The sequence below is a fragment of the Peterkaempfera bronchialis genome (genome assembly GCF_003258605.2).
Taxonomy (GTDB): Bacteria; Actinomycetota; Actinomycetes; order Streptomycetales; family Streptomycetaceae; genus Peterkaempfera; species Peterkaempfera bronchialis.
The window spans coordinates 183,314-206,660 of the sequence record NZ_CP031264.1 but is presented as its reverse complement, the minus strand read 5'-3'; the positions used below and the strand labels follow the sequence as shown (position 1 = coordinate 206,660).

The 23,347-nt window shown below is 71.4% G+C and carries 17 protein-coding genes and 1 pseudogene; 14 read left to right on the top strand and 4 right to left on the bottom strand.

Translation table 11 applies throughout. The features are described 5' to 3' along the window. From C7M71_RS00895 to C7M71_RS00865, 7 genes are all read left to right on the top strand, one after another. On the top strand, positions 1-750 hold the full coding sequence (locus C7M71_RS00895; protein WP_111492293.1) for an amino acid ABC transporter ATP-binding protein: 750 nt from the start codon (positions 1-3) through the stop codon (positions 748-750). A gap of 47 nt (positions 751-797) precedes the next feature. Then, on the top strand, positions 798-1,568 hold the full coding sequence (locus tag C7M71_RS00890) for an acetoacetate decarboxylase family protein (protein WP_111492292.1): 771 nt from the start codon (positions 798-800) through the stop codon (positions 1,566-1,568). 92 nt (positions 1,569-1,660) lie between these two features. After that, a complete protein-coding gene (locus C7M71_RS00885) occupies positions 1,661-2,350 on the top strand; it encodes a GntR family transcriptional regulator (protein ID WP_111492291.1) in 690 nt (229 codons plus the stop codon). Positions 2,351-2,395: 45 nt separating this feature from the next. After that, the gene (locus C7M71_RS00880) at positions 2,396-3,205 is read left to right on the top strand and encodes an SDR family NAD(P)-dependent oxidoreductase (protein WP_111492290.1); all 810 of its coding nucleotides are present in this window, start codon (positions 2,396-2,398) and stop codon (positions 3,203-3,205) included. Positions 3,206-3,338: 133 nt separating this feature from the next. Further along, on the top strand, positions 3,339-4,964 hold the full coding sequence (gene pruA, locus C7M71_RS00875) for an L-glutamate gamma-semialdehyde dehydrogenase (protein WP_114914116.1): 1,626 nt from the start codon (positions 3,339-3,341) through the stop codon (positions 4,962-4,964). A gap of 188 nt (positions 4,965-5,152) precedes the next feature. After that, positions 5,153-6,355: an MFS transporter gene (locus C7M71_RS00870; RefSeq protein WP_229758449.1), complete on the top strand. Its 1,203-nt coding sequence runs from the start codon at positions 5,153-5,155 to the stop codon at positions 6,353-6,355. 19 nt (positions 6,356-6,374) lie between these two features. Beyond that, a complete protein-coding gene (locus tag C7M71_RS00865) occupies positions 6,375-7,070 on the top strand; it encodes a FadR/GntR family transcriptional regulator (protein ID WP_111490562.1) in 696 nt (231 codons plus the stop codon). Positions 7,071-7,148: 78 nt separating this feature from the next. Here the strand turns inward: C7M71_RS00865 and C7M71_RS33080 are convergent, their stop codons facing one another. Continuing rightward, positions 7,149-10,703 (bottom strand): discoidin domain-containing protein, encoded by a 3,555-nt coding sequence (locus tag C7M71_RS33080; protein ID WP_111490561.1) that lies wholly within the window; start codon positions 10,701-10,703, stop codon positions 7,149-7,151. Positions 10,704-11,115: 412 nt separating this feature from the next. Between C7M71_RS33080 and C7M71_RS00855 the strand changes: the two genes are divergently transcribed. After that, on the top strand, positions 11,116-12,114 hold the full coding sequence (locus C7M71_RS00855; protein ID WP_111490560.1) for an alpha/beta hydrolase: 999 nt from the start codon (positions 11,116-11,118) through the stop codon (positions 12,112-12,114). 68 nt (positions 12,115-12,182) lie between these two features. After that, on the top strand, positions 12,183-12,899 hold the full coding sequence (locus tag C7M71_RS00850; protein WP_111490559.1) for a DUF3592 domain-containing protein: 717 nt from the start codon (positions 12,183-12,185) through the stop codon (positions 12,897-12,899). Between the two features lie 26 nt (positions 12,900-12,925). Here C7M71_RS00850 and C7M71_RS00845 read toward each other — a convergent pair whose 3' ends face one another. Beyond that, on the bottom strand, positions 12,926-13,741 hold the full coding sequence (locus tag C7M71_RS00845; RefSeq protein WP_111490558.1) for an IclR family transcriptional regulator: 816 nt from the start codon (positions 13,739-13,741) through the stop codon (positions 12,926-12,928). A gap of 151 nt (positions 13,742-13,892) precedes the next feature. Here C7M71_RS00845 and aceB point away from each other — a divergent pair, with 151 nt between their 5' ends. The 5 genes from aceB (at position 13,893) to C7M71_RS00820 (ending at position 19,889) form a co-directional block, all read left to right on the top strand. After that, positions 13,893-15,500, top strand: a complete 1,608-nt coding sequence (gene aceB / locus C7M71_RS00840; protein WP_111490557.1) for a malate synthase A — start codon at positions 13,893-13,895, stop codon at positions 15,498-15,500. Then, on the top strand, positions 15,497-16,738 hold the full coding sequence (locus C7M71_RS00835; RefSeq protein WP_111490556.1) for a DUF6986 family protein: 1,242 nt from the start codon (positions 15,497-15,499) through the stop codon (positions 16,736-16,738). The genes aceB and C7M71_RS00835 overlap by 4 nt, the downstream gene beginning before the upstream one ends. Before the next feature lie 71 nt (positions 16,739-16,809). Further along, positions 16,810-18,153, top strand: coding sequence for an allantoinase AllB (allB, locus tag C7M71_RS00830; RefSeq protein WP_229758448.1), 1,344 nt, complete (start codon positions 16,810-16,812; stop codon positions 18,151-18,153). Then, a complete protein-coding gene (alc, locus tag C7M71_RS00825; RefSeq protein WP_111490555.1) occupies positions 18,150-19,301 on the top strand; it encodes an allantoicase in 1,152 nt (383 codons plus the stop codon). Before allB ends, alc begins: the two co-directional genes overlap by 4 nt. A gap of 84 nt (positions 19,302-19,385) precedes the next feature. Then, on the top strand, positions 19,386-19,889 hold the full coding sequence (locus C7M71_RS00820; protein WP_111490554.1) for a nucleoside deaminase: 504 nt from the start codon (positions 19,386-19,388) through the stop codon (positions 19,887-19,889). Between the two features lie 58 nt (positions 19,890-19,947). Here the strand turns inward: C7M71_RS00820 and C7M71_RS31225 are convergent. Further along, positions 19,948-20,040: pseudogene (locus tag C7M71_RS31225) on the bottom strand (SDR family oxidoreductase); the annotation flags it as partial. 42 nt (positions 20,041-20,082) lie between these two features. Then, a complete protein-coding gene (locus C7M71_RS00810) occupies positions 20,083-23,283 on the bottom strand; it encodes a CHAT domain-containing protein (protein WP_162824090.1) in 3,201 nt (1,066 codons plus the stop codon). Between the last annotated feature and the right edge of the window lie 64 nt (positions 23,284-23,347).

Genomic DNA, 23,347 nt, shown 5'->3' with positions numbered 1-23,347 from the left:
ATGACGACTGCATTCGTGGAACTCGACCGGGTGACGAAGAAGTACGGGGAGAACACCGTCCTCGACCAGGTGGACCTCGCCGTCGCCCGGCACGAGGTGGTCACCCTCATCGGCGCCTCGGGATCGGGGAAGTCGACCCTGCTGCGCTGTGTCAACGGACTCGAAGCGGTCCAGGGCGGCAGGATCTCGCTCAATGGCGACGTCATCTCCGGCGAGGGGGTCGACCTGGTCAGGCTGCGCCGCCGGGTCGGGATCGTCTTCCAGAGCTACAACCTCTTCCCGCATATGACGGTGCTGAGGAACTGCACCCTCACCCCCGTGCGGGCCGGGGTCGCCACCAAGGCCCAGGCGGAGGCCGACGCGCGCGTCATGCTGGAGCGGGTGGGCCTGAAGGACAAGGCCGACGCCTACCCCGACCAGCTCTCGGGAGGGCAGCAGCAGCGCGTGGCCATCGCCCGCGCCATGCTGATGCGCCCGGAGGTGCTGCTGCTCGACGAGATCACCTCGGCGCTCGACCCTGAGCTGGTGATCGAGGTGCTGAACCTGGTCCGCGAACTGGCGGCCGACGGCATCACGATGATGATGACGACGCATGAGATGCCCTTCGCCCGCGAGATCTCCTCCAGGATCTGCTTCCTGCACCGGGGCACCGTGCTGGAGCAGGGACCCCCGGAGCAGATCTTCGACTCGCCCGGCACGCCGGAGCTGAAGGCGTTCCTGCGCAGGATCCACGAGGCCGGCCGCGACTGACGTCCGTCGGCGGCACGCAACGACGAAACCATCCAAGGGAGTTGGCGATGAAGCAGAACTACGATGTCAAGGACTTCTTCAAGTACCTGGGATACCCGAGTGGCGACCAGCCCTACTGGTCCGAGGACCTCCGCACCCTCTCGGTCTACTGCCGGGGCGACGCCGCCAACCTCCAGGCGCTGCTGGAGCCCACCCCGTTCGAGCTGGCCGACGACCGGTTCGTGGTGCAGATCGCCGATTTCGGCAACGCGACCCCCGGACCCTTCTATGACTCCGGCGTCGTCATCCCGGTCCGCTACAAGGACCATGTGGGGGTCAACTACTACTTCGAGTACGAGGACCAGCCGTGGAGCGTGGCCTTCGGCCGTGAGGTGTGGGGCTACCCGAAGCACTTCGGTGAGATCCGGCTGACGGACGGCGAGGCCGGCGTCCGGGGCACCGTCCAGCGGGCCGGTGAGCTGATCTTCGACATCTCGATGGTGCCGGAGGAGGGCTACTCCAACGAGGCGTGGGCCGACATGGCCCTCTACCCGCACCTCCAGGTCCATGCGCTGCCCGAGGCCAATGGGCCGAGTTTCAAGGCGTTCGAGATCGTCTCCCGCGACACCTCCAAGGACTTCGTCCTCAAGCGGAAGTGCTTCGGCCCGGCCGAGGTCCAGCTGACCTCGGTGCTCTCGGTCAACGGCGTGGACCTCAAGCTGGTGGAGGTCCTGGGCGGGGAGTACTCCGTCGGCGACTACGGCTGCACGGTCGAGAACGGCATCTCCACGGTGGTCGACGACCTGCTGGCGGACGGTCGCCAGGAGTCGGCGAGCTAGGTGCTCGGTAACCCCTAGTCTGCTCAGAGTCATCCACCGGAGGCACCGCCGGACAGCCCGGACGATGCCACCCGCAGGGAGGTTGGGACACAGTGCGTTCTGCATACGTCGCCGGCAAGCGAACGGCCAGTGGCGAGGCCGGGACTGCGAACCTGCTCAGTGAATCGGCGCACTCCGCCCTCTGTTCGCGCCTGGTGCGGTGCGAGATCATGCCGGGCGAGCGGCTCAGTGAAGCCGAGCTCCGCAGCAGCCTGGGAGTCGGAGCGTCGCCGGTGCGCGAGGCGATCCGGCGGCTGGAGTTCGAGAAGCTCGTGGTGATCTACCCGCGCAGCGGCACCTATGTCACCGACATCGGGCTCAAGGACTCCCGGTCCGTGATGGAGCTGCGGCTTGAACTCGAAGGTCTCAGCGCAGCCCTGGCGTGCAGCCGTGGATCCAAGGCGGAGAAGGAGAACCTGGTCGCGCTGGCCGAGCGGCAGTTCGCGACCGAGAACCTCCAGGAGTGCATCGACCTGGACGCCGCCTTCCACCGCAGTGTGTACCGGATGACCCGCAACGACTATCTGATCACCACGTCAGAGATCCACTTCAACCTCGCCCTGCGCCAGTGGTACTTCTGCTCGAAGGCGGTGAAGACCCCCGACTGGACCGGAGTGGACCACCGCCCGCTGGCGGCGGCCATCGCCGCCGGAGACGTGGACGTCGCAGGCGAGCACATCCGCGAGCACGTCCGGCATGACTCCCAGCAGGTCGTCAAGATACTCACCGACTACGGCCTCTAGACCTGCGGCCGGCTCTCCCACCCGGCCGCCCCGAGGAGCCCCCGCATGCAGAGCAAGGAACCGACCCTACCCGGCCTCTTCAGCCTGACTGGCCTCTTCAGCCTGAGTGGGCAGACCGCCCTGGTCACCGGTGCCTCGGGAGGGCTGGGCCGCGCCCAGTGCCTGGCGCTGGGCGCGGCCGGCGCCCGAGTGATCGTCTCCGACCTCGACCCCGAGGCCGCGCAGCAAGCCTGCGACCACCTCGCGGAGCAGGGAGTCGACTGCGTCCCGCTGGAACTCGACGTCACTTCGACACACAGCGTCAACGAGGCATTCGACGCCCTGGACGCCCGGGGCGACAGCCCGGACATCCTGGTCAACAACGCGGGCGTCTCGCTGCGCAACAGCGCACTGGAGGCGACCGAGGACGAGTTCGACCTCACCCTCACCGTCAATCTGCGCGGCACCTACTTCACCGCGCAGCGCGCCGCCCGCACCATGAGCAGGCGCGGCGGCGGGCGCATCGTCAACATCTCCTCCATCGGCGGCCTCGCGGTGGACGGCGAGCGCTCCTCCGTGTACGACGCATCCAAGGCCGCCGTCGTCCAGGTGACCCGCAATATGGCCTATGAGTGGGGCAGGCACGGGATCCGGGTGAACTCCATCGCCCCCGGATACATGAGGACCGCCATGACCTCCGACCTGCTGCCCAGCCGGGAGGTCGAGGAGCGGATCGTACGCGACCACATCCCGCTCGGCAGGGTCGGCGAGCCGGGCGACCTCAGCGGCGCCGTCCTCTTCCTGGCCTCGCAGGCTTCGGCCTATGTCACCGGCCACACGCTGACGGTCGACGGCGGCTGGCTGGTCGCGCTGTAGCACCCGGGCCGGACGGCCCTGTCACCACCACCCCTTTCCCGGTCGGCGCGGCGCCCTCGCCGCCGCCGCCAGGATCACCCACACCCTCAGCACCTACGGCCACGCGGCCGAGTACATCAAGGAGAGCGTGCGCATGGACGCTGTGACCCAGGTCCCCGCACCGGTGAACGAGCCGGTCCACAGCTACGCCCCCGGCAGTCCGGAGCGGGCCCGGTTGGAGGCGGAGCTGAAGCGGCTCGCGGCGGAGCCGGTCGAGCTGACCATGGCCATCGGCGGGCAGCGGCGGCTGGGCGGCGGTGAGCCGATCGAGGTGGTGCAGCCGCATCGGCATGCAGCGCGGCTGGGCACGATGCGCAATGCGACCCGGGAGGATGCGCGGGCTGCGGTGGATGCGGCGCTGGCGGCGGCTCCGGCGTGGCGGGCGCTGTCGTTCGACGACCGGGCGGCGGTCTTCCTGCGGGCGGCGGACCTGCTGGCCGGTCCGTGGCGGGAGACGATCGCGGCGGCGACGATGCTGGGGCAGTCCAAGACCGCGCAGCAGGCGGAGATCGACAGTCCGTGCGAGCTGGTGGACTTCTGGCGTTTCAATGTGCACTTCGCGCGGCAGGTGTTGGCGGAGCAGCCGGTGTCCTCGCCGGGGGTGTGGAACCGCAGTGACCACCGGCCGCTGGAGGGTTTCGTCTATGCGGTCACGCCGTTCAACTTCACGGCGATCGCGGGGAACCTGCCGACCGCTCCGGCGCTGATGGGCAATGTGGTGGTCTGGAAGCCGTCGCCGACGCAGCAGTTGGCTGCGCATCTGCTGATGGGGCTGCTGGAGGAGGCGGGGCTGCCGGCGGGTGTGGTCAATATGGTGACGGGTGACGGTCTGGCGGTCTCCGAGGTGGCCTTGGCCCATCCGGAGCTGGCCGGGATCCACTTCACCGGGTCCACGGCGACCTTCCAGCACCTGTGGCGGACGGTGGGGGAGAACATCGCCGGGTACCGGTCCTATCCGCGGCTGGTGGGGGAGACCGGGGGCAAGGACTTCATCGTGGCGCATCCTTCGGCCGATCCGGCGGTGCTGAGGACGGCGATGGTCCGGGGTGCGTTCGAGTTCCAGGGCCAGAAGTGCTCGGCCGCCTCCCGCGCCTATGTGCCCGCCTCGCTGTGGGAGCGGATCAGGGAGGAGCTGCGGCAGGAGGTGGAGGGGCTGACGATGGGCGATGTGACCGACCTGTCGCACTTCATGGGCGCGGTCATCGACGCCCGCTCCTTCGCCCGGAACAAGGCCGCCCTCGACCGCGCCCACGCCGACCCGACCGTGGAGGTCCTGGCGGGCGGCACCTGCGACGACAGCGTCGGGTACTTTGTGCGGCCGACGGTGCTGGTGGGCACCGACCCGGGCGCCGAGTACTTCCGCGAGGAGTACTTCGGCCCGATCCTGGCCGTGCACGTCTACGAGGACGAGCGCTACGAGGAGATGCTGGACCAGATGGAGTCCGCCTCCCCGTACGCGCTGACCGGCGCCGTGATCGCCCAGGACCGCGCGGCCGTCGCCCACACCATGGAGCGGCTGCGGTTCGCCGCGGGCAACTTCTACATCAACGACAAGCCCACCGGCGCCGTCGTCGGCCAGCAGCCCTTCGGCGGCGGCCGCGCCTCCGGCACCAACGACAAGGCCGGCGCCGCGCAGAACCTGCTCCGCTGGACCTCCACCCGCTCCATCAAGGAGACCTTCGTCCCGCCGACCGACTACCGCTACCCCCACATGGGCTGACACCCCCTGACCCGCCCGCCGCAGCGCAGCAGTGCGCTCGGCGGGCGGGTCGCTGCCCCCAGGCGGACAGCAGGACTTTGCTTCGGCGGTCAGGTGGCGCTTACGCTAAAGTCCTCAGAGGAGCTGAGGACTCGGGAGGGCAGTATGTCGAAACTCGAACCCACGACGGTCATGGAGAGGGCGGCACGGTGAAGAAGGGACAGCTGGGCTTCCTCACCGGAACCCACGTCGTCAATGACATGTACCAGGGTGCGGTGCCCGCGCTTCTGCCGTTCCTGATGTCCGAGCGGCACTACAGCTATGCCGCCGTCTCCGGGATCGCGCTGGCCGCCACCGGACTGTCGAGCGTGGTCCAGCCGGTCTTCGGCATGCTGGTCGACCGCAACCACCGAGGCTGGCTGATCCCTGCGGGCTTCCTCGCCGCAGCAGGCGGCCTCACCGCCGCCGGGCTGGCGGACAGCTATCCGCTCACCTGGCTCTGCGTGGCCCTCGCCGGGATCGGCATGGCCGCCTACCACCCGCCCGCGACCAACCAGGCTCGCGCGGCCGGCGGCCAGTCCCAGCAGGCGATGAGCCTCTTCTCGGTCGGCGGCACCATCGGCGCCTCCCTGGCCCCGGCGCTGGTCACCCTGGTCGTCGGCTCGCTGGGACTGTCCGGCACCGGGCTGCTGGCCATCCCGGCGCTGGTGATGGCCGGGCTGTGGGCGGTGCAGGGACCCTGGATGCGCCGCCGTGGGCACACCCCCGCCGTACCGCTGGTGTCGGGCGGCAGAGCGGCGACCGGGCACCGGGACGACTGGGGGGCCTTCGGCCGGCTGGTCGCGGTCACGGTCGGCTGGTCCATCCCCTATGTCACGGTCACCTCGATGCTCTCCCTGCACGTCCAGCGCGATCTGCACGCCTCCCAGGCGGCGGGCGCGGCGGCGCTCACCTCCTTCACGCTCGCGGGCGCGGCGGGCACCCTGCTCGGCGGCTGGCTGGGGGACCGCCAGGGACGGCTGTTCCCGGTCCGGGCCGGATATCTGCTGGCCGTACCGGCGCTCGCCGGGGTGGCGTTCGCGCCGAACTTCGCCGTCGCCGAGGTCGCCACCGTGGTGTACGGCCTGGCCATGTTCCTGCCGTTCGCACCGCAGGTGACCCTGGCCCAGGACTACCTGCCCAACCGGCCGGGTACCGCCAGCGGGCTGACCCTGGGCCTGGCCATGTCGGTGGGCGGGCTGGCCTCCCCGCTGCTGGGCTGGATCGCCGACGCGCACGGACTGCGGGTGGTGCTGGGTACGGTGCTGGCGGTGCTGCTGGCCGGGCTGGTCTTCGCCGTACGGCTGCGCGACCGGGTCCTGACCGCGCCCCCGGCGGCGGAGCGGGAACCCGTCGAGAGCCGAGTCCTCTGAGGACCGGTATCGTCGCCGCATGACCGTCCGACCGATCCACCACAGCTCACTGGTCGAACAGGCCGTGGCCGAACTGCGCAGGCTGATCGGCGAAGGCGAATGGCCGGTCGGCACCAAGCTGCCCGGCGAGGTGGAACTGAGCCGGCAGCTGGGAGTCGGCCGGTCCACCTCCCGGGAGGCCGTCCGCGCGCTGATCGCCGACGGCCAACTCCGCGCCCAGCACGGCTCGGGGACCTATGTCTCCTCCACCACACCGGTCTCCGAACTCGACCGGCGGCTGCTCCGTGCCGCCGTCTCCGACGTCTACGAGGTGCGGGTGGCCCTGGAGGTCGAGGCGGGCCGCCTGGCAGCCGCCAGACGCACCCCCGACGACATCGAAGCCCTGCGGGCCGCCCTCGGCGCCCGCGACCGGGCCGCCGACCGGGCAGAACTCGTGGAGGCCGATGTGGCCCTGCACCGCTGCGTGGTGACGGCCGCGCACAACCCGGTGCTCAGCCACCTCTTCGACACCTTCCAGGGCGCCCTGCGGCAGGCGGCCACCCAGCTGCTCGCCGATGCCGAGCTGCACCCGCCCGAGCACGGCCGCCGCATCGACGACGCCCACCGGGACCTGGTCCAGGCGATCGTGGCCGGCGACCCGGACGCCGCCGTCGCGGCGACCCGCCGCAACCTGGACCGCACCCTCGACCACCTCCGCGCCGACCCCGCGCCCTGAGGCACCGCCCGGCGCCTCGCGTCCGGGCATCACGCCGGAGGCCCGGGGACCGCGTACGGTCCCCGGGCCCCCTGGCCGTCACTTCCAGCCGGTCAGGCCCGCTCCATACGGGTAGAGCGGATTGCCGTAGGTGGTCGGGACCGGCTGTCCGGCGTCGATCTTCGCCCGGATGTCGGCGCGCTCGGCGGCGGTGGCCCCGAGGTCGTACGGCAGGTTCCAGTCCTCGTTGGCGTCGGCCAGGTTGTCGCCGCCGCCCGGCTTGAGGACCTGGTCGAGGCTCCGGGGCAGCTGCCAGGGCAGCTTCCCACTGGGCGTGTAGTCGCCGAAGAGCAGGGAAGCCGTGGCCGGCCCCACTTCCTCACCGCCCCGGTAGGTCACCACGATGGCGTCCGCCAGGTCGTTCCAGTCGCTGATCACGATCGGCCTGGGCAGGGTCAGCACCACCACCACCGGGATGCCCTGCTTCTTGAAGTTCTGGATCAGGGCCAGTTGGTCGGCCGGCAGGTAGGGCTGGGTGTTGGGCCATGCGGTGGCATGGGTGTAGGAGGGCTCTCCCACCGCCACGACGGCCAACTTGGGCGACGGGCCGGTGTCCTGGAAGACATTGACCCCCGCCTTGGCGGCCCTGGCCTTGATGGCGTCCAGGGTGGTCAGCGAGCCGTAGTCGGGGTGGAAGTAGCTGGACCAGATGCAGCAGGAGGCGCCGTCGGTGGCCCTCGGCCCGGCCACCACGATGTTGTCCCCGGAGTTGAGCTTGACCGGCAGCACACCGTTGTTCTTGAGCAGGGTGTTGGACTCCCGCGACGCCTGGTTGGTCAGCGCCACATAGCTCGGCTGGTGGAAGCGGTACGGACCGTTCACCGGGTCGCCGTACGGGTGGTCGAAGATGCCCAGCTGGAACTTCAGCCGGAGGATGCGGGTCACCGCGTCATTGATCCGGGAGAGCGGCACCTTGGACTCGAAGTCGGCCATGGCGAACCCGACCGCGCCCGGATCGGCCCCGCCCATCACATCGGAGCCGGCGTTGGCCGCGCCCACCCAGGAGGTGGAGGGCAGCCAGTCGGTGGTGATCAGGCCGGTGTAGCCGAGATTCTGCCGCAGATAGGCGAGGATCTTGGCGCTGTCACCGGCCCCCGGGCCGCCCGGGTCGAGGTAGGAGCTGCCCGCGTAGCCCGGCATGATGTTGACCGCCCCGGCCTCCATCGCGGCCCGGAACGGGATCATGTGGTACTTGATGGTCACCCCGTCGTAGGTGATGCCCGCCTCACCGCCGGCGCCCTCACCGGGCCAGTGCTTGACGGTCGCCAGCACGGAGCCGGGGTTGAGCTCCGGCCCGCCCTGGAGCCCGGCGACCAGCGCCCGCAGCTGCGCCGCCGCGACGTCGGCGTTCTCGCCGTTGCCCTCCTGGATACGGGGGTAGAGCACCTTGGTGCCCACCTCGGCGATCGGCGAGAGGGTGCCGCGCGCGCCGACCTCCAGCTCCTCCTTGCGCTGCATGTCGGCCAGCTTGTAGTCGAGCGCGTAGTCCTTGGCCGCCGCCAGCGTGGACTGCAACGGGTAGGTGGTCTGGTAGCCGGCCGTGGTGTCGCCTGCGGAGACCGGCGGGATGCCCAGCCTGGTGGCCGCCGTGGAGACCAGGACGTTGTTGAGGTCGGCCGGCTGCGCCGGTCCGAAGTGCCAGCCGGACATGGGGTACGACTGGACGTTGTAGAACATCTGGTACGCCTTCTCCTCCAGGGTCATCCTGCCGAGGAGGTCGGCGACGCGGGTCTCGACCGGCTGGCGCCAGTCCTCATAGGGCTCGATGGTCCCGTTCTTGTTGAGGTCCCGGGCGCCGTTGACGATGGAGATGCCGTCGTTGGCCTTGGCGATGTCCGGGAGGTAGACGCCGAAGGTGCGGATGTTGGAGGTGGTCCTGGCACCCGACCCGCTCACCGCGACCACGTACCACCTGTAGGTCCACCGGTCGGTGATGTCCCAGGTCGGGGTGTAGCCGGTGCCGGTGACCTCGGCGACCTTGGTGTAGAGGTCCAGCAGGTTGCCCGAGGCGGTGAAGTCGTAGTCGGTACGGCTGACGTTGAGCCAGACCTCGTAGCGGGCGGCGCCGGAGACGGCCGCCCAGGAGAGCGCCGGCCGGCGGGTGTTGGTGATCAGGGCCTTGTCCGCGGGCGCGGACAGGGCGAACTGGTTGAGGGTGGCCGGCGCCTTGGTGGGCCCGGAGAGCAGCGGCGCGGTGGCGGCGGAGGTGTCGACCGTGCCGTACACCTGGAACTCCCACAGCGAGTAGCCGTAGCCGGTGGCCCGGGCGGTGCCGTACAGCCGCACATAGCGGCCCTTGCCGGTGACCGCGAGCTTCTCCACGCCGCCCTTGCCGGAGGTGGTGGTGTAGAGGGTGGTCCAGTTGGCGGCGTCGTTGGAGACGTCGAGGTGGTAGCCGGTGCCGTACGCGGACTCCCAGTTCAGCACGACGCCGCTGATCGTGGCGTTGCCGCCGAGGTCCACCTGCAACCACTGGTTGTCGGTGGGCAGGCTGGACCAGCGGGTGTTGGTCCGGCCGTCCAGCGCTGCGGCGGGGGCGTTGTCGCCCTCCCAGGACGAGGCCGACACCTGCTTGTACGCGGAGATGACCGAACCGGAGAAGTCACCGGGGTCGCCGCCGTTGCCACCGCCGGTGGTGCCGCCCGTGGTGCCGCCGTTGCTCCCGCCGGTGCCGGTGTAGACCGCGAACTCCCAGAGGGAGTAGCCGTAGCCGGTGCCCCGGGCGGTGCCGTACATCCGGACGTAGCGGCCGCTGCCGGTGACGGCGAGGGTCTGGGTGCCGCCGGTGCCGGTGGTGGTGGAGTAGACGGGGGTCCAGGTCTTGGCGTCGTCCGAGACCTGGATCTGGAACGCCGAGGCGTACGCCGTCTCCCAGCTGAGGACCACCTTGCAGAGCGATACGGACGCCCCCAGGTCGACCTGCAGCCACTGCGGGTCGGCCGTGGCGCTGGACCAGCGGGTGCCGGCGTCGCCGTCCACGGCGGCCGAGGCCGGGGTCCCGGCGCCCTCGGTGGACGAGGCCGTCGCCGGGTGGCCCAGCGCCGCGTTGGTGCTGCCGCAGCCGGTCGGGCCGGTGGGGTCGGTCGAGCCGTAGACCTGGAACTCCCAGAGGGAGTAGCCGTAGCCGGTGGCCCGGGCGGTGCCGTACATCCGGACGTAGCGGCCGCTGCCGGTGACGGCGAGGGTCTGGGCGCCGCCGGTGCCGGTGGTGGTGGAGTAGACGGGGGTCCAGGTCTTGGCGTCGTCCGAGACCTGGATCTGGAACGCCGTGGCGTACGCCGTCTCCCAGTTGAGGACGACCTGGTTGACGGTGGCCTTGGCGCCGAGGTCGACCTGCAGCCACTGCGGGTCGGCGGCGGCGCTGGACCAGCGGGTGCCCGCGTCCCCGTCGACGGCGGCCGAGGCCGGGGTTCCGGCGTTCTCGGTGGACGAGGCCGTGGCCGGCCTGCCCTGGGACAGCAGGGTGGAGGCGGCCTGCGCGGTGCCGGTCGAGAAACCGACGGCAGCGCCCATCAGTAGCGCCAGTGCGGCCGCTGCGGCGACCACTGGTCTGCGTTGCCTGATGCTCCGCAGGAAGAGGGACAGGAGGCTCATCTGCATCTCCTTGAGGGGGGTCATGCCTCAGGACCGCGGCCGCTGTTCGGCCGGCCGGCGGCTCACGGTGGCGCGGGCTGCTCCGAACTGGTTGCATAAGCGGGAGAGCGCTCTCCCGGCGAGTGTGGGTGCAGTGGCTGATCACTGTCAACACCTCTGCGGCGCCTGCTGTGGAGCGGGGTGCTGCGCACGGTGCGGCGTGGGGTGGTGCCTGGGTACGGCGCGGGGTCCGGCGTTGGCGCGGGGCGGGGCACGGCGTTGGGCGTGCGGTGCGGCGTTGGGTGCCCGCGCGACCGGAGTACCGCGGTTGCGGATCGCCCCCGTGCGGTGAGGCTTGAAGGGGCGCCTCGCCGCGCGAGCCGCTTCTCCGCAGAGCCGCCTCTCCGCCCCCACCACGGAAAAGGAACGCCGCATGTCCCAGCTGCCCGCGCCCCCCGACCCCGTCCTCGAACCCGCCGCCAGGGAGCTGGCCGGGGCGACCGCTCCGCACCCGCGCATCTACGAAGTGCCGCCCGAGCGGGGCCGTGGCATCCTGGCCGACCTCCAGAGCGTGAAGGGCGTGGAGCGGCCCGAGGTGGACGAGGAGTGGATCACCGTTGACGCGGGCCGCTACGGCCGGGTCCGCACCCGCATCGTCCGCCCCAAGGGCGCCACCGGCGCCCTCCCGGTGGTGCTCTTCATCCATGGCGCCGGCTGGGTCTTCGGCGACGAGAACGTCTACGACCGGCTGGTACGCGAACTCGCCGTCGGCGCCGAGGCGGCGGTGGTCTTCCCCGTCTTCGACCGCGCCCCCGAGGCCAAGTACCCCACCCAGATCGAGCAGAACTGGGCGGTGGGCCAGTGGATCGTCTCCGAAGGAGCCCGGCACGGCCTGGACGGCTCCCGCCTCGCGGTGTGCGGCGACTCGGTCGGCGGCAACATGGCCGCCGTCTTCGCGCTGATGGCCAAGGAGCGCGGCGGTGTCCGGCTCAGCGCCCAGGTGCTGCTGTACCCGGTGACCGACGCAAGCTTTGACACCCCCTCCTACCAGCAGTTCGCCGAGGGCTACTACCTCACCCGCGACGGCATGCAGTGGTTCTGGGACCAGTACACGACCGACCAGGGACAGCGCCGGGAGGTCTATGCCTCACCCCTCCGGGCGTCGGTGGACCAGCTGCGCGGTCTGCCCACCACCCTGGTCATCACCGACGAGGCCGATGTGCTCCGCGACGAGGGCGAGGCATACGCCGCCAAGCTACGCGAGGCCGGGGTGAACGTCACCGCCGTCCGGGTGCTCGGCGTGGTCCACGACTTCCTGATGCTCGACAGCCTCCGCCACTGCCGCGCCACCAATGTCGCCCGCCACCTGGCCACCGACACCCTGTACAGCACCCTGAACGCCAAGCAGCCGCACCCCCAGACGGCCCGCTGACCGGCAGAGCCGCAGGGGCCGTCGCCCGGGTCCGACGGCGGGGGTTCCCCGGCACCCCGACGAGACCGGTGCCCTGGGGCGAGGCGTACCCGGCCAACTCCACGCCGACGCTGCTGTGGGCGCTCTTCGTGGGCGTCTTCGGCGGCTGGTTCGCGGGCTCCTACCTGGGGACGACCGTGCGGCGGCGGCTGGGCCTCGGGTCGGCGCTGGGCGTCCCGTCCATCGTCGCCTGGTCCGGCATCGCCATCGGCATCCGGCTCGGCGCCACCGCCTCCTGGGTGACCCCACCGCACCCCGGATTCCTCGCGGATGCGGCGGGACGCCCCGGCGACTCCTGGGGCGTCGGCCCCTGGATCGCCTGGACGTCGCCGTACTGGCTGCCCGCGCTGATCGCGCTGCTGGTGGCGGTCCGGGCGGTCGGCGCCGTACGGGACCACCGCAGGCACCTGGAGCGCGCGGCCCGGACGGAGGCGGTCACCACCACCGGGCGGCGGGTGTCCGCCGAGGTCACGGAGGTGGGCTCCACCGGCGTGGAGATCGACAACGCGCCGCTCATCCGGTTCACCGTGAAGTTCACCGACCACCTCGGCACCGACCGCTGGGTCACCAGGGAAGGGCGCTTCGACCCGACCCGGCTGCCACGCGCGGGCGATCCGGCGGTCGTCTGGTTCGACCCCGCCGACCTCGCCGACCACGGCGAGCGGAGCCTGATCCCGGTCGCCCTCGGCACCCCCGCCGAACTGCCCGAGAACGCACGCCCCAAGGGCTCCACCCTGTATCTGTGAGGCGCCCCGAGGCGGCGGTACCTCCTTCAGCGGCCGGTGGCCCCGGACTGGTCGGGCTGGTCCGCACGGAGCGCGGCGGAGAGGGCTTCGGCGGCGCCGGACAGCAGCGGGACGGCGCGGTCGATCAGCTCCTGGGTCATCCGGGGCGCGGGCCCGGAGATCGAGAACGCGATCGTGGACGGCGCATCCGGGACCCTCGCGGCGACGCAGCGGACGCCGATCTCATGCTCGCCGTCGTCAAGGGCGTAGCCGTGCTCGCGGACCCGGCCGAGCTGCCCGAGGAAGGTCTGCGGGTCGGTGATGGTGTGCTCGGTGTGCTGCGCCATGCCGGTGCGCTTCAGCAGTGCCAGGACCTCGGCCTCAGGGGCGTCGGCGAGCAGCGCCTTGCCGACGGCGGTGCAGTGCGGCGACACCCGGCGGCCGACCTCGGTGAACATCCGCATCGCATGGCGCCCGGGCACCTGCGCGACATAGACGACCTGGTCGCCGTCGAGCATCGCCAGGTTGGCGGTCTCGCCGAGCTGCTCGACCAGCCCGGCCAGGTGCGGCATCGCCCAGGTGGAGAGCAGTCGGCCGGCGCTCTCGCCGAGCCGGATCAGCCGTGGGCCGAGGACGTACTGCCGGGACTGCTCCTGGCGTACATAGCCGAGGTCCACCAGGGTCCGGATCAGCCGGTGGATGGTGGGCAGCGGCAGCCCGGACCGCTGGGCCAACCCGGAGAGGCCGACGGAGCCGCCGCTGTCGGCGAGCGCTTCGAGCAGGTCGAAGGCGCGCTCGATCGACTGGACCCCTCCGCCCGATCGCGCAGGTGACGGTTGCTCGGTCGTATGGGCGTTCCGCATGGCGAAAGCATACTTTCTCCGAAGCCGCGCCCAAGGTGATTGACTTTCGCATCTCGGAATCTACTATCCACTCAGCAGAAGCCGAAAGTGAACAGCGATGGTGACACCCGCCCCCTGCGATGCGTGAACGACCGGTGAGAGGAGACGACAGATGGCGCACGTGGAGGTGCTCGGCGGTCCGGTCGAGCGCGGCGAGGAGATCCTGACGCCGGAGGCGCTGGCGTTTCTGGCCGGGCTGCACCGCGAGTTCGCCGCCCGGCGCGGTGAACTGCTGGAAGCGCGGGCCCGGCGCCGCGCCGAGGTGGCGCGCACCGGGCGGTTGGACTTCCTGGCCGAGACACGCGGCGTACGCGAGTCGGACTGGACCGTGGCGCCCGCACCGGAGGACCTGCTGGACCGCCGGGTCGAGATCACCGGGCCCACCGAGCGGAAGATGACGATCAATGCGCTGAACTCCCGAGCCCGGGTCTGGCTCGCCGACCTGGAGGACGCGAACACACCGCACTGGCGGAACGTGGTCGGCGGGCAGGTGAACCTGTACGACGCGGTCCGCCGCACCATCGCGTTCACCTCCGAGGAGGGCAAGGAGCACACCCTGGCGACCGACCGGCGCCTGGCGACGATCGTCATGCGGCCGCGCGGCTGGCACCTCGACGAGCGGCATCTGCTGGTGGACGGCGTGCCTGCGGTGGGCGCGCTGGTGGACTTCGGGCTCTACTTCTTCCACAACGCCGCCGAGCTGCTGGCCCGGGGGAGCGGCCCCTACTTCTACCTGCCCAAGATGGAGAGCCATCGGGAGTCGCGGCTCTGGAACGACCTCTTCACCCTCGCCCAGGAGCGGCTGGGCATCCCGCACGGCAGCGTCCGCGCCACCGTGCTGATCGAGACCATCCCGGCGGCCTTCGAGATGGACGAGATCCTCTACGAGCTGCGCGAGCACGCCTCCGGGCTGAACGCCGGCCGCTGGGACTACCTGTTCAGCGTGATCAAGTTCTTCCGCGACTCCGGTCCCGACTTTGTGCTGCCGGACCGCAACGCGGTGACGATGACCGCCCCGTTCATGCGCGCATACACCCGGCTGCTGGTGCAGACCTGCCACCGGCGCGGCGCGTTCGCGATGGGCGGGATGGCGGCGTTCATCCCGAGCCGCAGGAACCCGGAGATCAATGAGCGCGCGTTCGCCAAGGTGCGCGAGGACAAGGAGCGCGAGGCCGGCGACGGCTTCGACGGCTCCTGGGTCGCCCACCCGGACCTGGTGCCGCTCTGCCAGGAGGTCTTCGACCGGGCGCTCGGCGAGCGGCCGAACCAGCTCGACCGGCCCGGCGACCGCATGGACGTCACCGCCGAGCGGCTGCTCGACCTCAGGTCCACCCCCGGCGAGGTCACCGAGGCCGGGCTGCGCAGCAATGTGCACGTCGGGCTGCACTACCTGGAGGCGTGGCTGCGCGGCACGGGCGCGGTCGCCATCGACAACCTGATGGAGGACGCCGCCACGGCGGAGATCTCCCGCTCCCAGATCTGGCAGTGGGTGCACAACCGGGTCAGGCTCGGCACCGGTGAGCAGGTCACCACCGAGCTGGTGCAGCGGATCGTCACCGAGGAACTGGCGGCGACCCTGGAGTCGGTCGGCCCCGACGCCTTCCGCTCCGGCCGCTTCGAGGACGCCCGGCGGATCTTCTCCGAGGTGGCGCTGGCCGACTCCTACCGCGACTTCCTGACCCTGCCCGCGTATGACGCCGTCATCGAGTCCGGCGCATGACCACCGCCGACCGGGTCACCGGCCTCGCCGCCGAACTCGACCTCCGGCTGGCCGCAGCCGACGGGCAGCTGAGCACCGCGTACCCGGGCGAGCCATCGGGCCGGCAGCCGGTGCACACCGTCTATGTCCCGGCCGATCGCTACACCGAGGACACGGTGCCCAGCTGGGGCCGGGAGGCCCGGGCGGTGCTGGCCGGGCACGGCCGGACCGCCCACGAGCTGGCCGACGCGCTCGGGCTGCCGCCCCGGACGGCGGTGGAGGTGTACGACCGGGTCCGGGCCAAGCTGGAGCGCGAGCCCGTCGAGGACCTGAGGATCGACTTCGAGGACGGGTACGGCAACCGCCCGGACACCGAGGAGGACGCCGCCGTCCAGGCCGCCGCGAAGGCACTCGCCACCGCGACGGCCGACGGCAGGGGCTCGCCGTTCTGCGGCCTCCGGTTCAAGGGCTTCGAGGCACCGACCCGGCGGCGCGGCCTGCGTACCCTGGCGCTCTTCCTGGAGCACCTCGGCCCGCTGCCGGACGGCTTCGTCGTCACGCTGCCCAAGGTGACCTCCGTGGACCAGGTCGAGGCGATGGTGCTCACCGCCGAGCGGCTGGAACCGTGGTACGGGCTGGAACCCGGCAGCCTGCGGTTCGAGATCCAGGTGGAGACGCCGCAGGCCATCCTGGGCGCCGACGGCACCGCGCCGGTGGCCCGGATGGTCCATGCGTCGGCCGGGCGCTGTACCGGTCTGCACTACGGCACCTATGACTACTCGGCGGCGCTCGGCGTCTCCGCGGCGCACCAGAGCCTGGAGCATCCCGTCGCGGACCACGCCAAGGCGGTGATGCAGGTCGCCGCCGCCGGTACCGGCGTCCGCGTCTGCGACGGCTCGACCAATGTGCTCCCGGTCGGCGGCAGCGAGGCGGTCCACGCCGCCTGGCGGTTGCACGCCCGCCTGGTCCGGCGCTCCCTGGAGGGCGGCATCCACCAGGGCTGGGACCTGCATCCGGGTCAGCTGCCGAGCCGGTACGCGGCCGTGTACGCCTTCTTCCGCGAAGGGCTGCCCGCTGCGGCCGCCCGGCTGCGCAGCTATCGGGAACGCGCCGACTCCGGCTTCCTGGACGAGCCCGCGACCGCCCGGGCGATGGCCGGCTTCCTCCTCCGAGGGCTCGACTGCGGCGCCATCGACGCGGCCGAGGTCCACACCCTGGTCGGCATCGACCCGCCCGCACTGCGCAGCCTCACCCGGTGACCGGCGCAAGGCATGGACGGTCGGTGTGCGCGACCGGATCCGCCGCCTGGCGGAATGACGGGAGGTGCCGCGTGACGGCCGAGCTGGATGTGCTGCTCCGGGCCCGCCGCGTGGTCACCGCCGCCGGCGAGGTGGCGCGCAGCATCGGCGTACGGGACGGGCGGGTGGCCGCCGTCGAACCGCTGGACGCCGACCTCACCGCCGCCGAGGTGGTCGAACTCGGCGCCGACGAGGTGCTGCTGCCCGGGCTGGTGGACACCCATGTGCATATGAACGACCCCGGCCGGACCGCGTGGGAGGGGTTCGGGAGTGCCACCCGGGCGGCTGCGGCCGGCGGCGTCACCACGGTCGTCGACATGCCGCTGAACAGCATCCCGCCGACCACCGACATCGCGGCGCTCCGGACCAAGCGCAGGACCGCCGAGGGCCGGGTGTATGTCGACGTCGGCTTCTGGGGCGGCGCCGTACCGGGCAACCTCGGCGACCTGCGCGGGCTGCACGACGCCGGCGTGTTCGGGTTCAAGGGCTTCCTGCTGCACTCCGGCGTGGACGAGTTCCCGCCCCTGGAGCCGGACGAACTGGCGGCCGCGCTGCGGGAGATCGGGTCCTTCGACGCCCTGATGACCGTGCACGCCGAGGACGCGCACACCGTCGCCCATGCACCGGCCCCGTGCGGCGCGCGCTACCGCGACTTCCTGCGCTCCCGCCCCCGCCTCGCGGAGAACCTCGCCATCGCCCGGGTGATCGAGCTGGCCCGGCGGACCGGCTGCCGGGTGCACCTCCTGCACCTGTCCAGCGCGGACGCGCTGCCGGTGATCCGCTCGGCCCGGCGCGACGGCGTCCGGCTCACCGTGGAGACCTGCCCGCACTATCTGACGTTCAGCGCGGAGGAGATCGCGGACGGCGCCACCCAGTTCAAGTGCTGCCCGCCGATCCGCGAGGCGGCCAACCGCGAACTGCTCTGGCAGGGGCTCGCCGACGGCACCATCGACTGCGTGGTCTCCGACCACTCACCCTGCACCCCGGAGCTCAAGCGGTTCGACAGCGGCGACTTCGGCGCCGCCTGGGGCGGCATCGCCTCGTTGCAGCTCGGCCTGCCGGCGGTGTGGACCGAGGCCCGGCGCCGAGGCCACGCGCTCACCGACGTGGTGCGCTGGATGGCCCAACGCCCGGCGGAGCAGGCAGGGTTGGCGGACCGGGGCCGGATCGCGCTCGGCCGCCAGGCCGACTTCTGCGTCTTCGCACCCGACCAGGTCTTCGTGGTCGACCAGGAGCGACTGCACCACCGCAACCCGGTGACGCCCTACCACGGCCGCCCGCTCGCGGGCGTGGTCCGCACCACCTGGCTGCGCGGCGTACCGATCGACCTCGACAGCCCGCCGCAGGGCCGGCTGCTCACCCGAGGAGGGGCATGACCACCAAGGACTTCACCCGGCTTCCCGACCTGGCCTCGCGCTCGCTGGCCGGCAGCGTGGTGTACGCCAATAACGAGCTGTTCGCCGAGCGGGAGAACCTGATCAAGCCCGAGCCGTCGGTCTTCTCGGCGGAGGACTTCGGCCACAAGGGCAAGGTGTACGACGGCTGGGAGACCCGGCGCCGCCGCGAGCCCGGGCACGACTACGCGATCGTCCGGCTCGGCGTACCGGGCGTGGTGCACGGTGTGGTGATCGACACCGCCTGGTTCAAGGGCAACTACCCGCCGTACGCCTCGGTGGAGGCGACCAGCGCGGAGGGGGCGCCGTCCCCGGCGGAGCTGGAGCAGGCGACCTGGGAGACGATCGTGGAGAAGACCGCGATCAAGGGCGACACCGAGAACCCCTTCGAGGTGGCCGACCCGCGCCGCTGGACCCATGTCCGGCTGACCATCTACCCCGACGGCGGCGTGGCCCGCTTCCGGGTCCACGGCAGGCCGGTGCCCGACCCCCGGTTCCTGGACGGCACCATCGACCTGGCCGCGCTGGAGCACGGCGGCGACGTGGTGGACTGCTCGGACACCTTCTACTCCTCGCCGGTGCAGCTGCTGCTGCCCGGCAGGGCCCGGATCATGGGCGACGGCTGGGAGAACGCCCGCCGCCGCGACGGCGGCAACGACCATGTGACGGTCAGGCTGGCGGCGCGCGGCCGGGTCCGCCGGGTCGAGATCGACACCTCGTACTTCATCGGCAATGCGGCCGGCTGGGCCTCGCTGCGCGGAGCCGATGCCGAGGGCAGCGAGCCCGGCGAGGGTGCGGAGTGGACCGAGCTGGTTCCGAAGACCCGGCTCCAGCCGGACACCCGGCACTTCCTGCGGCCGGTGTCGGCCGCACCGGTCACGCACCTCCGGCTGGACGTCTTCCCCGACGGCGGCCTGGCCAGGCTCCGGGTCCACGGCGAACTGACCGCCGACGCCCACCGCGCGGCCGTACTGCGCTGGCTCGACCTGCTCCCCGCCGACCACGCCGTCCAGGTGCTGAGCGGGGCGGGCGTTCCCCCGGAGACCGCCGATGACCTCCTCCGCCGACGGCCGTTCGCCGCCGGCGGCGTGCTGCCACCGACGGTGCTCGCCGCCTTCCTCGGCCGCTGACGGGCGACGGCGACTGGCTGCCGAAGGCACGGACAGGGCAGGGTGGGAGGCGCACACACGGCGACCTCAGGACCAGGAGTGACGATGACCGCCGCCGACCTGACCCCCATCGAACTCGGCCACCTGGAGCGCGCCGTGCACCTGGCGGCCGAGGCGCTGCGGACCGGCGACGAGCCGTTCGGCTCGGTCCTGGTCGGCGCCGACGGACAGGTACTGGCGGAGGACCGCAATCGGGTGCACAGCCTGGACGACCCCACCCAGCACCCGGAGTTCGCCCTGGCCCGATGGGCCGCCACCCACCTCACCCCGGAGCAGCGGGCCACGGCCACGGTCTTCACCTCGGGGGAGCACTGCCCGATGTGCTCGGCCGCACACGGCTGGGCCGGCCTCGGCCGCATCGTCTACGCCCACTCGGCGGCCCAGTTGGCGGACTGGCTGGCCGAGCTGGGCGTGGCACCGCCGCCGGTCCGCTGCCTCGCGATCCAGGACATCGTGCCCGGCCTGCCGGTCCAAGGACCGGTCCCCGCCCTGGCCGACCGCCTGCGCGGCCTGCACCGCACCTTCCACCGCTCGGCCCGCGAACAGTAGGCACCCGGCGGCGCCTACGCAGCCGGCATCGCCGGCCGGAGGCAGCCATGAGCCAGGTCCTGTCATAAGGGGTCCAGTAGGTGAAGGCCACATCCCAGCCGACCCGGGCCAGATTCAGCACCACGGACGCAGCGATCCCCGCCGAACGTCCCCCGCAGCATTCGACCGCTGTCCATGCAGCCGCCGCTCCAGCTCACGGGCCATCGTGGATGAAAGGCACCCAGAGAGTCGGGTCGGTGAGGTTCGCGTCGCGAAGCTCGGCGACGGCGTGGTGGAGGGCGACGGCGGCCCCGGCGGAGTCCATAGGGCCCGAGACACCGAGATGGCGGTAGAAGGCGGCGGCCAGGATGGGTGCGGCCTGGTCATGGACGGACCACTGGGTGGCGACGACATGCCGGAATCCCGCCATACGGAGAGCGGCAGCGGTGTGGATGGCCTCGTCCGGGAGCCGCCCACCGCCCACAGCGGTATGGCAGGCGGACAGGAACGCGAGATCCGCCGTCTCCAGCGGGAGATCCGCGAAGTCGAGCACATTCATGTCACCGTCCCGCAGGGCCAAGCCCGAGTCGGTGGGGGAGGCCATGTCGAGGCTGCCATGGCACGCGAAATGGGCCCATGTGTGGTCCAGCAACTGCTCCCGTACGGCCGCCACGGTAGCGGCGTCGTCGACCAGTACGGTCAGCCGTTGCCGGCCGAAGACCTCTTCGAGCATCCCGAGTTCCGTCGCGACCCCGGGCAGCGGATCGTGACCGCGTCCGGTGTCGGTCAGCGCGACGGCCACCACTCCCGCGCCGGCGGCGACCGGCCGCCGCCGGGCGTCGATGAGTGCGGACAGGGTGGCGGTGTACGACGAGACCACGGCGAACGGCGATCCGACCGGCTCTGCGCGGTCGGCGCTGGTACGCGGGTAGCGGCCCGCCGCGTGCAGCGGCAAGGTCATCAGCGATGCCGTGGGGCACCACCACAGCCGGGGTGGCGTCTCGGACGCGTACGAGAACGCCAACCGGTCGAGCACCGGGCGGGCAATGCGCTCCCACAGCCACTCCAGGGTGTCGTGCACGGTGTGCCGTGCGCGTTCCCTCGCCCGGCCGGTGGCGCCGGGTTCCTGCGCCAGCGCCAGGTGCTCCCGATAGGTGTTGGAGACCGTGTCCATCTCCGGGACGTCCACGTCGGGCAGTGGCACGACCTCGACCTGCCCGTCGGGCATCACAAGCAGCGCATCGCAGCGGATCGTGCTGATGTTGACGATGACGACGGGGCCCTTCCCGGCTGCGGGGACCAGCGCTTCGAACGAAGGCGGGCCGAGAAAGGTCTCGAATCCCCGCAGCTGCCGTACCTTGCCGAGTAACCGCGTCCATTGGTCTGCCAGCCGCATACGGGACTCGGGGCTGAGTGCCGCGTGGCCGTTGAGCGTTGCGCGGACCTGCTCCAGCTCCGCCGCCAGGGCCGGGTCCTTCGCGGCGAGGGCCGCCAGGTCCTCGCGCAGGTGCAGGGTCGAGCGCCACAGCACCGACCGCCCCTGTTCCAGCAGCTCCACGGCCAGCTTGGGCTGCCCGGTGGCGATGGCCAGGGCCGCCGCGTCCCTCGGCATCGCAGCGCCGTCCCGCAGACTCTGTTCCTGGTCGCCTCGGTCGAGACCGATCCACCCGAACTCCGACAGCAGGGACACCGCGACGCGCGACGCCGCCAGGGCATCGCCGGTGTCGCCTGCCTCCAGCGCCACACCAGCCCAGTACCGAGCGGCGAACAGCCGGTCCTGGACGGACGATCCCGCGGCGTTCGCCGCTGCTCGCAGCGCATCCAGCGCCGCTTCGTGATCGGATTCGAGCCCATCCCGCACAAAGCGGCCGAGCAGTGCTGTCGCCAGACCCGTCATGACCTCGGCGTAGACGACCTCGGTCTTTTCCAAGGCATTGGCCGACGCCGTGAGGACTTCTATCGCCTCGGCGAGCGCCGCCTGCCGTCGGCCATCGTCCGTGTCGTCTGCGTCGTCTGCGTCGTCGCTCAGCAGCAGGCGGCCCAGTATGCGCTGCGCATCCACCTTGGCCTGGCTGCTCACCGCGAGGGCAGCCGCCTCCCGTGCCGCCGCGATGGCTTCCTCCCGCTTGCCGTCGGCACTCAGAGCCTTGGCCAAATGGAGCAGCAGGAACGGCCGGTCCGTGTGCATGGGCGGGAGTACGGACAGCGCATGGCGGGTCGCGTCCGCGCTGGTGGGGCCGTCAGTGGCGATCACGGCTTTGACCAATGTCCGGGGATGGTGCGTCGGCTCCGCCGACACGGCATGTCGCATCCGCTCTGCCGCCTCCTCGGCTTCGTGGTCGTCCGCGGCTCGTCCGGTCAGATCCGCGCGAATACGCAGCGCCGATATGAGATTGACGGAGGACCGCGTGAGCTGCGGCGTGTCATGTGCGGCGGTTGCCGCAGCGGTTGCCTCGCGAAGCACCTCGACTGCTTCGTTGATATCGTCCAGTGAGCCGCGCTGCGTTCCTCGCAGCAGCAGAGCTGCCCCGAGGTTGCTCAGCGGGACCGCGACACCGGGGAGCCGGCGGACCGCCGCACGGCCCAGCGTGATCGCCTCGTCCAGATCCACAGTCGCGTCGGCGTGGCGGAACAGTGCGACCAGGGCCCCGCAGAGACTCGATTCGAGTGCCGCCCGAGCCTGCTCGGTACCACGGTGCTGCCTCAGTGCCGGCCTGCCGACCTCATCCACAGCCTTGAGCAGCGGACCGGCAATGAGGGTGACTTCGAATTGGGCATTCAGCAGCGCGATCAGGGCGTGTGCGGCGGTCAGGCGCTCCGGGTGCCCTGACGCCAGACCATCCAGCGCCTCACGCGCCACACTGACGGCCTCTTCGAGGTCGGCGACATCCCCACGCAACTCGTACCGGTATCGAAGGACATCGCGGAGGTCAGCCAGCATTCTGCTGCGTGACCGGTGGCGGCGGCCTGCCAACCGCACAGCCTCCCGGCTGAGGGTGACCGCTCGTACCAGGCGGGCGTCGTTGCCGGTCGCGGTGAACTCCCGATAGGCCGATTCGGCCGCCGCACGCAGCACCTCCGGCCCAGCCTTTCGCCTTTTCGCCCAGCGGGACCGTGAAGCGAGAAGGGCCTTCGCATTGCCGGCGGCCTGCCGATGGCCCATCGCAGCGGCGAGTTGAAACCAGAGCAGTGCGTCCGGATCCCCCGCGTTGTGGAGCAGTACGCCGAGGTTGTTGGCCGCCTCCGGATGTCCGGCGTTGTGCGCACGGACGTACCAGTCATGTGCTTCAGCGGTGCGTCCCCGGCGCTCCGCCAGCAATCCGCAGTTGTACATGGCGTTGAACTCGCCGAGCGCTGCGGCTTTGAGGAATTCCTGCTCGGCCTCCACCGTGCGCCCATGTCGTTCCAGTTCCACACCCTGGAGGAGAAACTGCCATGCCCGTTCCCCCTCGTCTTCACCAACCGGCATGCGTTGCCCC